This window comes from Nostoc sp. PA-18-2419 (genome assembly GCF_005869855.1).
In the GTDB taxonomy this organism is placed as follows: Bacteria; Cyanobacteriota; Cyanobacteriia; order Cyanobacteriales; family Nostocaceae; genus Nostoc.
Genome location: NZ_SZNH01000014.1, coordinates 147,836 through 162,248, shown reverse-complemented (window position 1 = coordinate 162,248; position 14,413 = coordinate 147,836). Strand labels below are relative to the sequence as shown.

The 14,413-nt window shown below is 40.5% G+C and carries 9 protein-coding genes and 1 pseudogene; 2 read left to right on the top strand and 8 right to left on the bottom strand.

Going from position 1 to position 14,413, the window contains the following annotated elements:
- Nucleotides 1-268: IS1 family transposase (locus FCR06_RS16630; RefSeq protein WP_138501583.1), on the top strand; the 268-nt coding region annotated here is incomplete at its 5' end.
- A 103-nt stretch (nt 269-371) separates the two neighbouring features.
- Here FCR06_RS16630 and FCR06_RS16625 read toward each other — a convergent pair.
- The 7 genes and pseudogenes from FCR06_RS16625 to FCR06_RS16595 form a co-directional block, all read right to left on the bottom strand.
- Entirely contained in the window at nt 372-1,805 is a 1,434-nt protein-coding gene (locus FCR06_RS16625) for a hypothetical protein (RefSeq protein WP_138501581.1), read from the bottom strand.
- Nucleotides 1,806-2,038: 233 nt separating this feature from the next.
- Nucleotides 2,039-2,671 carry an acetoacetate decarboxylase family protein gene (locus FCR06_RS16620; RefSeq protein ID WP_138501579.1) on the bottom strand — a complete coding sequence of 211 codons (633 nt, stop codon included), beginning with the start codon at nt 2,669-2,671 and terminating at the stop codon, nt 2,039-2,041.
- 184 nt (nt 2,672-2,855) lie between these two features.
- Nucleotides 2,856-4,757 (bottom strand): molecular chaperone DnaK, encoded by a 1,902-nt coding sequence (gene dnaK, locus FCR06_RS16615; protein WP_138501577.1) that lies wholly within the window; start codon nt 4,755-4,757, stop codon nt 2,856-2,858.
- Nucleotides 4,758-5,220: 463 nt separating this feature from the next.
- Entirely contained in the window at nt 5,221-6,042 is an 822-nt protein-coding gene (locus tag FCR06_RS16610; RefSeq protein ID WP_138501575.1) for an SDR family oxidoreductase, read from the bottom strand.
- Nucleotides 6,043-6,144: 102 nt separating this feature from the next.
- Nucleotides 6,145-8,047: pseudogene (gene dnaK, locus FCR06_RS16605) on the bottom strand (molecular chaperone DnaK).
- A 680-nt stretch (nt 8,048-8,727) separates the two neighbouring features.
- Entirely contained in the window at nt 8,728-9,891 is a 1,164-nt protein-coding gene (locus FCR06_RS16600; RefSeq protein ID WP_138501573.1) for a caspase domain-containing protein, read from the bottom strand.
- Nucleotides 9,892-9,901: 10 nt separating this feature from the next.
- Nucleotides 9,902-10,279 carry a hypothetical protein gene (locus tag FCR06_RS16595; RefSeq protein ID WP_138501571.1) on the bottom strand — a complete coding sequence of 126 codons (378 nt, stop codon included), beginning with the start codon at nt 10,277-10,279 and terminating at the stop codon, nt 9,902-9,904.
- A gap of 826 nt (nt 10,280-11,105) precedes the next feature.
- Between FCR06_RS16595 and FCR06_RS16585 the strand changes: the two genes are divergently transcribed.
- On the top strand, nt 11,106-12,572 hold the full coding sequence (locus FCR06_RS16585) for a sensor histidine kinase (protein WP_138501558.1): 1,467 nt from the start codon (nt 11,106-11,108) through the stop codon (nt 12,570-12,572).
- A 375-nt stretch (nt 12,573-12,947) separates the two neighbouring features.
- Here the strand turns inward: FCR06_RS16585 and FCR06_RS16580 are convergent, their stop codons facing one another.
- The gene (locus FCR06_RS16580; RefSeq protein WP_138501556.1) at nt 12,948-14,408 is read right to left on the bottom strand and encodes a DICT sensory domain-containing protein; all 1,461 of its coding nucleotides are present in this window, start codon (nt 14,406-14,408) and stop codon (nt 12,948-12,950) included.
- Nucleotides 14,409-14,413 lie beyond the last annotated feature (5 nt).

Genomic DNA, 14,413 nt, shown 5'->3' with positions numbered 1-14,413 from the left:
TGAGCCATTATGGGAAATTGTGAAACAGTGGGAAAGCTATTTTTATGTGACCGATGGCTGGAAAGTTTACCCTAGTTTTATACCCAATGGAGATCAAATTGTGAGTAAAACATATATGACGCGAGTAGAAAATGAAAATACCCGATTACGTCATTATCTTGCACGCCTTCACAGAAAAACTTTATGCTATTCCAAATCAGAACAAATGCTGAGACACTCAATTAAATTATTACTTCATTATTTGAAGTATCAAATTGTACCTATATAAATTAATTCATCCCTTTATTCAGCAACGCCAACAATCCTACTACTTTGTCAGGAAAAGATATTCTACCTGGATTTGTGTTAAATCTACAAGATATTATCTAGCTTTATCGATTAATAAATACATGGCGCATTTCAAAGCGGCTCTGTTCCCAAAGTGGTTGCAAAGCATGTTTAGCAGTATTTAAGTGAGCTTGAGAAAAACTAATTTTTCCGTTTTCTATTATCCAGATAAATGTCCTAGTTATCAAATCTGCTTTCAAACTATTTTCATATTTAATAGTATTTATTCTTGCTACTTGTTCATCTAAATAATTCAGAGCATATTTAAAATTCCAGCGTATGGAATCTTGAGGAATTTCTTCTTGTGTATTCTTCCACTTCATCCTAAATAAATTTCTCATAATATAGTCTATGCCTATTATGGAAGAATCAGTATTGCGGATCAAATCCGTAAATGTTTGGTAATATGATTGCAACAGTGTAGTAGCAATATTTTCTTTATATATATGTAACCATGACTGGATATCGTGAAGATAAGGTAATAAATCTCTAATCTCATTAATCTCTTTTATCTGTACGCGTAGCTTGCCGCCGTAGGCATCGCCTTGATAATTTATTATTTCAGATAGTAATTCAGCTTCAGATAATTGAAATTTATCTAGATAATAATTAATAACTTTGGGAATATATTTTTCTAATAACCATTGCTTAGTATATTTAGCTGTCCAGGTTCCGCGTAGTCCGATGTCTTGCTGCCAAGAAGTTACTTTACCTCTTTCAAGAGATTGTAAATAAACATCATTTATAAAATAAATGATATTTATTTTATCCTGAGACCATATCGAAAAATTACTATTATCAATTCTGGGCGAGATAAATGTATGATCGCAAATTCCTCGACTCACTCGAATTGAGATATCTTCATTATGAAATAAATGCCATTCTGATTTACCTTTAGTATAATCAAACTCATCAGCAAACTGCTGCATTAACTTCCATAATTTTTGTCCTACAGAAAACAGTAGAAAACCACGACTATTTGCAACATTTAAAAATTCAAAATCCCATGTTTCTAAAGAATTTTCAAATTTAATTATCAATTTTTTATACTCTTGGCAAACTGTATCAATACACAAACATAAATCTAATGTTTCTAACTCGGATAAAATAACTGTTGTTTTTCCTAAATATACTTCAAAATTATTTTTATCTAGCTGTTTCAAAAATTGACGACAGCCCCAATGCGGCTGGGTGTTTATTCCAGTCATTAATTGACCCAAAATATCTTGATGGTTTAAACTAATTTTTAGACCTTTTAAAAAGATGTTGCTGAAATTTATTTGACAATTACCTTCTCCAAAAGTTTTAGGTAATTTACAGGCGATCGCTACTTTTGGTTGCACAACAACTAAGCGGCAACCTTCTTGCTTAATTGAAGGCTCAAAATTATATATTTCTAAAACATCCTGTAAATCTGGATAGCATCTTATAATATTTTCTATTAAATTATATTTATCATTTATCCAACTATTACTCATTTTCTAAATTGCTTAATTGACTTTAGTATGAACATCAGATAATATACCTGCTTAAATAAATTTGTATCACCTCATTTTATTCGTCTAATTAGCAATTTATCAAGTAATTTTAGATTATCTAGTAATTTTGAATACTTTACTAAAGATTGTCAATATTCCCAATTATGACTAGAATATATAAAAAGTACCTTGTTTCAGACATTAGCTTGCTAGTGTTAAAAATCTGGAAATCGCTAGACGTGTATTTCACCAAGGACTTTTGGCGCATGAATTCGCAAATTTAGCTGCTGATAACGCACAGTTAACCAAGGCTGACCTAAACCTATTCCAGAAAAAGGACTTTCAGCGGGGATTTCTAACTGAGAACCAATCAAACTTAATAGACAATTAAATTCAGCGGAGAATATCACTAAATTAGTACTCTTAGCGCTGAAAGTAGACGCGCTTAATTGGGTAGGCCATGCCCAGCTTTGTCGATGATAGTTAAAACTACACAATTTCTGGTTTCCTTGATGTACAGTAGTAGATTTTTCTTCCAAGGTAAACTTAGCTAGTTGCTTCGGTAGTCCCCAAATTTCTCTACCACCAGCCACAGAATCAGTATTATCTACATAAATGTGCGAAATCCAAGCGCCGATTTTTCTTTGGTAATGAACCAAAGCCGGGACAATAATTAGCTCATTGTACTCTAATACAGGGCTTGTTTTGTAATTAGATAAATATGCACTACCAAAAGTTTTACCAGGCCATACAGAAATAATTTCTAACTCTGAGGGAATTAAAGGGCGCACTTCTTCAATATTCACCAAATGCAGAGTTTGAATACCATAGCCATGAAGTATCCAAGGTGCTTGAGCATAAGGCATAAGAATGTTAAGAGTTGACTGATGACTGTTGACTGTGAACAGGGGATATATTTTTTATTTCTCAGTCCCTAGTCATATTATTTCTAACTCCTAACTTCAAAAGTTAAAAAAATCCCATCAAAGCCAAAGCTTGGATGGGCAATATGAGGTGGGACAAAATAATCTTCCTCAAAAAATAGGGGAATTATTTGCTTTCTGTAAAATCAGCGTCAATCACATCATCACCTGTGCCAGCAGTGGAGGAACTGCCATCTTGAGGTTCAGCGCCAGGTGCAGCACCGCCACCCGCTTGTTGATAGATGTTGCTACCTACGGCAAATAATGCTTGTTGCAATTCTGGGGTCAGCTTCTTGATTTGTTCATCGTCATCTTTAGCGATCGCTTCCCGCAGTTCTTTTACCAAACCTTCAACTTTGGTCTTGTCAGCAGCAGGAACTTTATCACCCAATTCTTGTAGCTGTTTCTCAGCTTGGTATGCCAAAGAATCGGCTTGGTTCTTGCGTTCAATCTTCTCACGCCGTTCCTTGTCACTTGAGGCGTTTTGTTCAGCTTCTCTCACCATCCGGTCAACGTCAGTTTTATCGAGGGTGGAAGCGCCGGTTATGCTGATGGACTGTTCTTTACCAGTACCTTTGTCCTTAGCGGTGACATTGAGGATACCGTTGGCGTCAATGTCGAACACGACTTCAATTTGGGGAACACCACGTGGTGCAGGAGGAATGCCATCGAGGCGGAAGGTTCCTAAACTCTTGTTATCGTTAGAAAATTCGCGTTCGCCTTGGAGGACGTGAATTTCTACGTTGGTTTGACCATCCACAGCGGTGGAGAACACTTCAGATTTCTTGGTGGGAATTGTGGTGTTGCGGGGGATAATTTTGGTCATCACGCCACCCAATGTTTCAACACCCAAAGATAGCGGTGTCACATCTAACAGCAAGATGCCAGTAACATCACCAGCCAAGACCCCAGCTTGAATTGCTGCACCTACTGCCACAACTTCATCAGGGTTAACGCTTTGGTTAGGATCTTTACCCAATACCTGCTTGACAATTTGTTGTACTGCGGGAATGCGGGTAGAACCACCAACTAATACGACTTCATCAATATCGTTCTTGCTTAACTTGGCATCCCGGAGAGCGTTTTCCACAGGGATCCGGCAACGGTCGATTAAGTCAGAGCAAAGTTCTTCAAATTTAGCGCGAGTCAGGGTTGTATCTAGGTGCTTAGGCCCATCCTGAGTAGCAGTAATAAATGGTAAGTTGATTTCTGCTTGGGTGACGCTAGAAAGTTCAATTTTCGCTTTCTCTGCGGCTTCAGTCAAACGTTGTAAAGCTTGTTTATCTTTGCGTAGATCGATGCCTTCGTCTTTCTTGAACTTTTCAGCTAAGAAGTCAACTATTTTTTTATCAAAGTCGTCACCACCAAGGTGGGTATCACCGGATGTAGCTAATACTTCAAAAACTCCATCGCCAACTTCCAGCACGGATACGTCGAAAGTACCACCACCAAGGTCAAATACCAGAATTGTTTCGTTGCTCTTTTTATCAAAGCCGTATGCCAGAGAAGCGGCTGTAGGTTCGTTGATAATCCGTAGAACTTCAATACCTGCTATTTTCCCAGCATCTTTGGTTGCTTGCCGTTGGGAGTCATTGAAGTATGCTGGGACAGTGATTACAGCTTGGGTTACAGTTTCACCCAAGTATTTGCTAGCGTCTTCAACCAGTTTGCGGAGAACTTGTGCAGAAATTTCTTCTGGAGCAAATTGCTTACCAGCGCCTGGAGAGTCTAGCTTGACATTGCCGCCGCTACTCAGGACTTTATAAGAAACTTCAGTCGTCTCCTTGGTAACTTCGTCAAAGCGGCGTCCAATAAAGCGCTTGACAGAGTAAAACGTATTTTCGGGGTTCATTACCGCTTGACGTTTGGCGATTTGACCAACCAAGCGATCACCATTTTTAGCAAATGCAACCACTGATGGTGTTGTCCGAAAACCTTCTGCATTAGCAATAACTGTGGGTTTACCACCTTCCATCACTGCTACGCAGGAGTTCGTTGTACCTAAGTCAATTCCAACTACTTTTGCCATTTTAGGTGCTGGCTCCGTATAACTACTAAATGAATGAATGAGAATATAAAGGACTAAATTTTGAACCAACAGGGTCAAGAAATCAGCCAGTTCAGCATTAATACCTTAGTTTGGCTTTTCTGGGCTTATAACTCCAGACTATGCTGATATATATATTGAGATCCATGAAGGGTGGTTTCCCGAACCTCTGTTATGACGGTTAAACAACTCAATGTTTTTAAGTTGATTCATGGATTAATTTGCTTTCACTTTGTCTAATGTATGAGAATTAATACTTTCAGTAATTAGGGTGAACCGTAATGTCTGAGTGGTGTTTGCCGTCTTTAGAGGTAACAAATTACGTCATTAGTCATTAGTCATTAAGCTTGGGGGATTGGGCATTGGCCAAACAGGATGCGTGGCTTTGGGAGCGCTGAGTTAGGAATTCTCTGCTCTGCCTCCCTACCCCCTGTCTTTTTCCCACTCACTCCAGCCCAGTAAAAAGAGTTTCCCAGTCAATAACAGGCGGTCTTTCTCCCTTATTAACTATTTCAAAAATTTTTCTGGAACTCCTTGGGTAAAAAAGAGATTCTACACAAGCGTTTGCGACATCAATCCGGCTAGCATCACCTGAAAGTGTATCACCTGTGCCAAGCACCACACCGTATTTGCCCTGTGTTTTTGCCTTCAGGAGGGTATTGAGGTCATATGAAGTATAAGGCCCGTCAATGAGGCGTCCTGGGCGGATAATAGTGTAGGGTAATCTTGAATCAACAATCGATTCCTCACCCTTATGTTTGGCATCCAAAACGCCGAATGCATTGAGAACGCTAAAAGGAAACTGATTTTTACGGAGAATTCCGCAGGAGGAGACGAAAATAAATCGCTGCAAATTCTTAGGTGCTGCTGCTACAAGGTTGCTAACACCTTGGGCATCGATTTGAGCTGGACTATTTTTTGCTTTTGCTTGACTAAATTGGGGATTAAGAAAAATTATTCCCCATTCAATCAAGTTCGGGGGTTGCTCAAACTCCCATCTGGCAGAGGGAAAGGCTGTGGTTCCGGTACAACATATAATTTGGGTGACATCTGATGTTGCGGCTGGAAGTGTAGCGGGCTGGCGGGTATCACCAACAACAATTTCCACTTGCTGATTAAACATTTGTTGAGCTTTTGCGGCATTGCGTGTCAGGACACGAACTCTAAAACCTTTTTCTAGCAGCTTGCCTACTACCAGTTGCCCTACTCCACCAGTAGCACCAGCAACTAGCACTAAATCCTCAACTGACGCTTCTAAAGAAGTCATAAAGTGTTATTAAGATAGTCTATTGCTAATCTACTGAAAAATTAAGCAGTAGTAAATTCTGTTAAAGTTCGTTTAGTGGGATGATGAAAACCCGAAACGATATCACTTTGATTCGGTGAAATCAGCGTCAATTACATCATCTACTATTATAATTTCTAAAATCAGCGTCAATTACATCATAACCGCCACCAGCTTGTTGATAGATGTTGCTACCAACTGCGAATAGTGCTTGTTGCAATTCTGGTATCAGCTTCTTGATCTGCTCGTAGTATTTTTTAGAGATAGCATTACGCAGCTCTTTCACCAAACCTTCGATTTTACTCTTGTCAGCAGCAGGAACTTTATTACCCAAGTCTTGCAACAGTTTCTCGGCTTGATACGCCAGAGAGTTAGCTTGGTTCTCGCGTTCAATCTTCTCACGACGTTCCTTGTCAGCAGAAGCATTTTGTTCGGCTTCTCTTACCATCCGATCAATATCAGATTTATCTAGTGTAGAAGCACCAGTTATGCTGATGGACTGTTCTTTACCAGTAACTTTGTCCTTGGCGGTGACGTTGAGGATACCGTTGGGGTCAACGTTGAACACCACTTCAATTTGCGGAACACCGCGTGGTGCAGGGGGAATACCATCAAGGCGGAAGGTTCCCAAACTCTTGTTATCGTTAGCAAGTTCCCGCTCACCTTGGAGTACGTGAATTTCTACGTTGGTTTGACCATCCACGGCAGTGGAGAATATTTCAGATTTCTTGTTTGGAACTGTGGTGTTGCGGGAGATAATTTTGGTCATCACACCACCCAAGGTTTCTACACCTAGACTAAGTGGTGTTACATCTAATAGCACTATACCAGTAATTTCACCACTAGATACCCCTGCATGGATTGCTGCACCAAGAACTACCACTTCATCAGGGTTAACGCTTTGGTTAGGTTCTTTACCTAACAACCGCTTGACTAAATTTTGAACGGCAGGAATTCGGGTAGAACCACCTATTAGTACAACTTCATCGATATCGTTCTTGTTTAACTTCGCATCTCTAAGAGCATTTTCTAGAGGAACGCGACAACGGTTGATTAAGTCTGAGCAGAGTTCTTCGAATTTAGCGCGGGTGAGAGTAGTATCCAGGTGCTTCGGCCCATCCTGGGTAGCGGTGATGAATGGCAGATTAATTTCCGCTTCGGTAACGCTAGAAAGCTCAATCTTGGCTTTTTCTGCGGCTTCTGTCAAACGTTGTAAGGCTTGTTTATCTTTGCGTAGGTCGATGCCTTTGTCTTTCTTGAACTTTTCAGCTAAGAAGTCAACTATTTTTTTATCAAAGTCGTCACCACCAAGGTGGGTATCACCGGATGTAGCTAGTACTTCAAATACGCCATCACCTACTTCCAACACAGATACGTCGAAGGTACCACCACCAAGGTCAAATACTAGGATAGTTTCGTTATTCTTTTTATAAAATCCGTATGCTACAGATGCAGCAGTCGGCTCGTTGATAATCCGCAGAACTTCGATACCTGCGATTTTACCAGCGTCTCTTGTCGCTTGCCGTTGGGAGTTATTGAAGTATGCCGGAACTGTGATTACAGCTTGGGTTACAGTTTCACCCAGGTATTTACTAGCATCTTCAACTAGTTTACGCAGAACTTTAGCTGAAATTTCTTCTGGGGCAAACTGCTTACCAACACCAGGAGAATCTAGCTTGATGTTACCACCACTGCTCAATACTTTATAAGAAACTTCCCTAGCTTCACTAGTAGCTTCGTCGAAGCGGTGACCAATGAAACGCTTAACTGAAGAGAAGGTGTTTTCCGGGTTCATCACCGCTTGGCGCTTGGCGATTTGCCCTACCAAAGTATCGCCATTTTTGGCGAACGCTACTACCGATGGTGTTGTCCGAAAACCCTCTGCATTAGCAATAACCGTGGGTTTACCACCTTCAATGACTGCGACGCAGGAGTTCGTTGTACCTAAGTCAATTCCAACTATTTTTGAAGACTTCGTGAAAGGAATTGATGCTTTGTTGCTAGGTTCTGTACGACGAAGTTCATTTTCATACTCTGCCTGTTTTTGTTCCCATTGCTCTTGCTCCGCTATTTGTCTAAGCTTTTGTTGGTACTTGGCCTCTGCTGGTTCACGAATTGGCTGCTCAGCGCGCTCAACATCTTCATTTTTTAGTTTCAATTGCTGCTGATAGGTCTTCAAGCGTTGTAAAGCAGTTTGACTTAACGGGTATTCTGCCTGAACTGCCTTTGCGAATTCTTGCTCGTAGCTACGAAGTTTGCTTTCATACTCTGCCTGTTCCTGTTGCCGTTGCTTTTGCTCCGCTATTTGTCTGAGCTTTTGCTGGTACTTGACCTCTGCTGGTTCACGAATTGGCTGCTCAGCGCGCTCAACATCTTCATCTTTTAGTCCTAATTGCTGCTGATAGGTCTTCAAGCGTTGCAAAGCAGTTTGACTTAATGGGTATTCTGCCTGAACTGCCTTTGCGAATTCTTGCTCGTAGCTACGGAGTTTGTTTTCATACTCTGCTTGTTCCTGTTTCCGTTGCTTTTGCTCCGCTATTTGTCTGAGCTTTTGCTGATATCTGATTTGTGCTTGGTGAAGAAGGGGTTGTTCAAGAACGGTAATATCTTCATTTCTAAGTCCTAAAGACTTCTGCAAATTCTCTAAGTTTTGACGAGCTTGCTGGTTTAAAGGAAATTCTTGTTGAATTGTTTCTGTAAATACTGCTTGTATTGAGCTAAATTCTGTTGGTATGACTCTGACTTCTGGGCAAACTGCGCTTCAACTTCTTGCTTAATTGGCAAAATATCAGCATCTCTCAACGCTAGAAGCTTTTGAAGCATATTCATTTCTTGACAGGCATCGTCACTTAGAGGATGTTCATGCTCTGCTTCTGCAATTAGAGCTTCTCGATAGTTTTGTAAATTCGCTAATCGCTCTCGATAAGGGCGTAATACCTCAGTTTCAATTTCAGCAGCTTCTTCAGGGGTCAAGCCTAACTGCTGCCTCACTGTATTTAGAACAGCACGAGCAGATGGTCGAATTGTTCCGGCATTTGCATAACGTGAAGCGGCTTTTCGATATCTCAGCTGAGGGTCAGAAACTCGTGCTTTAGAGAGAATGATTTCAAACCCCTTATCTTTAAGAACAATGATCTTTGGGGTCATCGTGGGTGCAGTTTCCCGCACTTTACTGGTAGCATACTCATGCAATTCCAGCACCGAGATAAACCCATCCTCATTGCGATCGCCTGCTCCGGTTTCAATCCCCTCAACTAGATATCGAGTGTAAATTGATAAGTCTGATGCCTGCTGCTCAAAGGAATACTGGGTTGAACTAGAAGAAGTAAGCACCACCCGCCCCTCAGCCCCCAGTTGGGTCTGCAAATCAATTGAGCCATCATCTTTAGTTTGTAATGCCGGATCAAACGCTCCGCTATAGCAACAGTCTAAGATAATTGTCTGCCGTTTGGCTCGACTATTGTTCAGGATTTCATGGACAAAGTTGGCTGGTACAGCAGTTGACCGAATCAACTCCCCTTTAGTAGTCTTACGAGTGTTCCGAGTCGCAAAATATAGCTTACCAGCATCATCTTTAATGCCGTGCCCAGAGAAAAATAGCAACACCAGATCGTCTTTGGTTCGACCGGAAAACAAGGTTTCAATCTCAGATTCCATTTGCTGTCGGTCAGGATTAGGGAGCACTTTCACTTCATCAAATCCTCCCATCTCCCTATCTTTCAAAACTCGTTGCAGCGCCTCAATATCTTTCACAGCCGCAGGTAATGGATTTAGCTCTGGCTCATACTCACTAACCCCAATCAGCAAAGCTACTTTAGCTACTTTTTCCATGTTTTCTTACCTATCCTGAGATAAAATCTTGGGCTGCTTTGATGGCTGCTTCCAGCTCTTCTCGACTGTCAGCTTTTACTGTAAGTTTTTTGCCGTTGGCTTCCACCGCCAGTTCAATTGGTTTCCCACCGAGGCGATCGCCCAGAAATCCCATCAACTTTTTCGCGTTGGCAGCATTCACCTCAGCCATTAACAGACCTACCAGAAACCCGCCTAATGCTTTGTTACCTTCTGGTGGGTTGGGATCAAGAACACGACCAACTGCATATACCTCGTCTATTTGTTTGAGTTCTGTCATTAGCCGTTGAACCTGCTCATCTTGTTCTTCAGGTTCTAAGTCAGGGTCGTTGAAGGCGATCGTTAACTTGATATTGGAACTTGTATTCATAGTTGTCAGGAGCAAGTCAGTATAAAATTATATGTATTTTTTAAAATATAAGTATAAAACCTTATGCTAAAACTTTTTCTATTTCCTCAGAAAATCTTTTATCTAAAACTGTATCATCAAATATAATATAAGCATCCTCGTCAGGGGCAATTAAATCTTTGACATTATCACAAAGTAAACGAGGAGTTAATTTTTCATTCTTTAAATATTAATTAATTTTATCATGACTAATACTTTATAAGTGTTCTGCTAAATTAGTCATTGTATAGTTAATTTGGCTGCTTAGTAAATATTGAGAATAATTAAGTTTAGTAAATCTCATCACTAACCAACTTTTTTATGCACCTTATATCAATTTTATTATAAAATTTTGAACAAGAAGATACATGATTAATTATTATTACTAATTTGAGTCAAGCCAATCAAACACATTCTCAGTAAATAAATACTTATGTACTACTGACTAGCGCTCGTGGTGTGCCAGTTGCGTAAGTCCTGTTGACTGTATCGTGATAGAGGTCTTTAGCTGACATCTTCATATTGTAAGTTGTCTACGATGCTAGGGCGATCGCACTCTGGGTACTCATAAAGGCGAACGCTCTTTAATTCACCACAATTAAAAAGCGATCGCTCTCCATAGGATTTCTAATTAAAAAATCACCAATTTTGTAGGATGCGTTACGGCGTTAATCACAGAGGAAATTGCACCCAAATTGTTCGGTTCTACGACTGTCACCAGTACACAAATAACTATAACCTTTTAAGTAGTAGTGAGATGTCTACTTTAGACGCTGTTAGTCGCTCTGGAATTAAGGGGTGAAAACCTGTGTACCAATGGATATTGCCAAGTCTTTTGGAAATCTTGGCACAAAATCAATCAAGTGTGGCTGAATCACCAGCTAAAGCAGAGCGCCAGTGGCGTGTCAGCCTCGCAGCAACACAACAGTTACTATTAAATACTTTAGCAACTGTTTCAGGTGACACAACCCAAGGATTAGTTTTAGCTGCACCAGCGCCCTTATTTAGTCAGCCAAAACTGACTCAAAGCTTACAAACAGTTACTTTTAGTGCAAAACCATTTAACCCTTTAGCGCTGATGCCGTTTCAGATGCCAGATGCGATGCCTGTACCGGGCTACACCAACGTACCTGATGATGATGAAATCGCTGCTGGTGAATCGGTACTTCCCTTACTACCTGCCGATCCGCTGGCAGCAGAACAGTTTTGCTTAGTTTTTACAGATAAATTTACATTAGTATTAGTTTTAGCAACACATAATAATGGTAAAAAAACCTTTTCATTTTCTTTTGAACCAGAAGTAGTACAGCAAGCTTGGCGATCGCTAGGAGCACGGGTAATCCTCAACGATCCAGAATTTTTTACCCAACTGGATGAATTAGTACAACAGTATTCACCAGTAGCGCTAGATTCCCGGATCGTGGTTCAGTTTAGCCAGCTGTTGCTTCAGGAATTAACACAACCAGAAGAAACTAGGGACTCTTTACTAGAGAGTGGCAACAAGGAGGACAGAGAAAATAACTCATGCCCAATGCACAATCCTGATGTTGAGTTACTCCAGGCCTTTGCCCACGAAGTTCGTACACCTTTGACAACTATTCGCACCATGACGCGTCTACTGTTGAAGCGGCGAGACTTAGCCCCAAGTGTAATTGATCGCTTAGAAATTATTGATCGTGAGTGTAGCGAGCAAATTGACCGTATGGAGTTACTGTTTAAAGCAGCAGAACTGGAAACTGCTACCTCAGTAAAATCCTCAAAAACTCAACTCACACCCATGTGTTTAGATCAAGTGTTGCAACAAAGCATTCCCCGTTGGGAACAAGCAGCACACCGACGGAATTTAACTTTGAATGTTGTTTTACCCCAACAACTGCCAACTGTAGTTAGCAATCCCAGTATGTTAGACCGGGTACTCACTGGTTTGATGGAGAATTTTACTCGCAGTTTACCCGCTGGTAGCCACATTCAAGTACAAGTTATTCCAGCTGGAGATCAACTGAAGTTACAATTATCGCCCCAATTCTTATGCAAAGATACTAATAAATTTCCTACACCAGCAACGCCGCCAATTCGCAAAGCCCTTGGTCAACTGCTGATGTTCCAACCAGAAACAGGTACGATTAGTTTGAATATGGCGGCAACCAAACATTTGTTTCAGGCGATCGGCGGCAAACTAATTGTGCGTCAGCGCCCACATTATGGAGAAATATTAACGATTTTTCTTCCTTTAGAAGTTAGCAGTAATCAGCAAAAGTTAGAAGTTAAAAGTTAGGAGTAAAGGCACAAACAATCTGCCTTTAGTTAAAGACTTTTGGCTTTGTGATGAAAGTAATTTTAAATTTATCCTCTACCCGAAGGTAAGAGCTTAAGTAGGAGCTTTAATATTTATTGGTAAATTATGATGGTCCGCCAACTTATCACGGCTTTTCCAATAACTTCTAACAAGGAATTATTATTTATCAAAAAATAATAAATTAAAAATTAAGTATTCACAATTAAAATACTCTCGATTCGTCAAATTTTAATTCCTTTAATAAACTTTCTAAGCAAAATAGATTATACCAAAATTTGTGATGCTATTTCTTAATTAAGTTTAAACAAGGGCAATGTATAGCACCACAAAATTAACTCAAGGAATAATCATAACTTACGACTCATTTTCGGTAGCGCTCGCTGCTAAGCGGTCGCCAACACTGGGTAATTGTAATACAAAAGTGGAGCCTTCATTTAGTTTACTTTTCACAGAAATAGAACCGCCACAACGTAGTAGCAATTGTTGAACAATTGTTAACCCCAACCCAGCACCACCATAATCTTCACTTGCTGTTGTCCGCACGCGATAAAAGCGGTCAAAGATTTTAGGGATTTCGCTTTCGGGAATACCAATACCTGTGTCACGAAATTCTAATTGGACATAATCACCCTGAAGACGGGCACGTACCCATACTTGACCTCCATTGGGGGTAAACTTAATACTGTTGTGCAGCAGATTAATCACAATTTGCCTCAGCCCACCACTAACGCACCAAACAGCTGGAAGTTCGGTAGGTACGGTGTAAGCTAGCATAATTCCTTTTTCTTGGGCTAGAGGTTGGTAGGTACTGACAACTCCAGGCACAATATCACCAAGACGCACCGATTCTAAAGTTGTCCCTTCTAAATCACGTTCCAGTTGCACGAGATCCAATAAACCAGTAATTAAAGAATTTTGGCGATCGCACTGGGTATTTAACATTTGTAAATAACGTTGTCGCTGTGGTGGTTTGAGATTAGGGGAATTCAACAACGAGAGTGCTGTCTTCATGTGTGTCAAAGGAATACGCAGTTCTTGACAAACATTTTTTAAGTATTCGTCTTTTTGTTGTTCTTTGTTCTGTAGCTCTTGATTTTGCTGTTGCAACTTGGTAGTGCGTACTGAGACAATTTGACGATTAATTTCATCTTGGCGCAAGAGTTGTTTTGCCAACAGTTGATTCATCAGTGCAGGTTCAGGCACAGTTGGATAAATAAAATCAGCAGATATAATTGGGGATGATGGCGTTAGTGCCTGTTGGATACCATTTAATACTTGCTGAATTATTCTTCCCTCAACAGTAGTGATAATTAACAACGGCTGATTTTTATTGCTACTGACTTTTTCAGATGTTTGATTTTTGCGTTTTTTCAGTAGTCGATGAGCCAAAATTAAACTGCAAAATTGGGGAGACAATACCATCAGAAAGTTTTCCCGTCGTAGTTGGCTATGGGGTGGCCAATAAACGGGGATTTGATGGGGTAATGAGGAAGATGAGGGGGATGCTCCCATATTTTCCTCATCTCCCCCATCTCCCTCATCTTTCCTTCTCTTAATATCCTCAATTTGGCAAGTATATATCAGACTAGACGCACCCACCAAGGATTGATAACGAGCTAATTCTAATTGCCAAACTTTTTCTGGTGGTAGCTTCACCCATAAAGTAGCTGCAATTTGTTGCTCTATGAGTAAGTCAATTTGCGCTCTCACCAGTGATAGGAGAGTAGCAGGACTGAGGGACAATGGTTTAGGAGGGGCTTGCACACCCATAACCAGTTGATAAACAGACAGATCCTTAGTCAAAGAAACATTCATGAGTC

Coding starts and splice junctions, on each gene's coding strand:
- FCR06_RS16595 (WP_138501571.1), bottom strand. CDS start 10,279: ATGAATACAAGTTCCAATATCAAGTTAACGATCGCCTTCAACGACCCT.
- FCR06_RS16620 (WP_138501579.1), bottom strand. CDS start 2,671: ATGCCTTATGCTCAAGCACCTTGGATACTTCATGGCTATGGTATTCAA.
- FCR06_RS16580 (WP_138501556.1), bottom strand. CDS start 14,408: ATGAATGTTTCTTTGACTAAGGATCTGTCTGTTTATCAACTGGTTATG.
- FCR06_RS16625 (WP_138501581.1), bottom strand. CDS start 1,805: ATGAGTAATAGTTGGATAAATGATAAATATAATTTAATAGAAAATATT.
- FCR06_RS16600 (WP_138501573.1), bottom strand. CDS start 9,891: ATGGAAAAAGTAGCTAAAGTAGCTTTGCTGATTGGGGTTAGTGAGTAT.
- FCR06_RS16610 (WP_138501575.1), bottom strand. CDS start 6,042: ATGACTTCTTTAGAAGCGTCAGTTGAGGATTTAGTGCTAGTTGCTGGT.
- dnaK (WP_138501577.1), bottom strand. CDS start 4,757: ATGGCAAAAGTAGTTGGAATTGACTTAGGTACAACGAACTCCTGCGTA.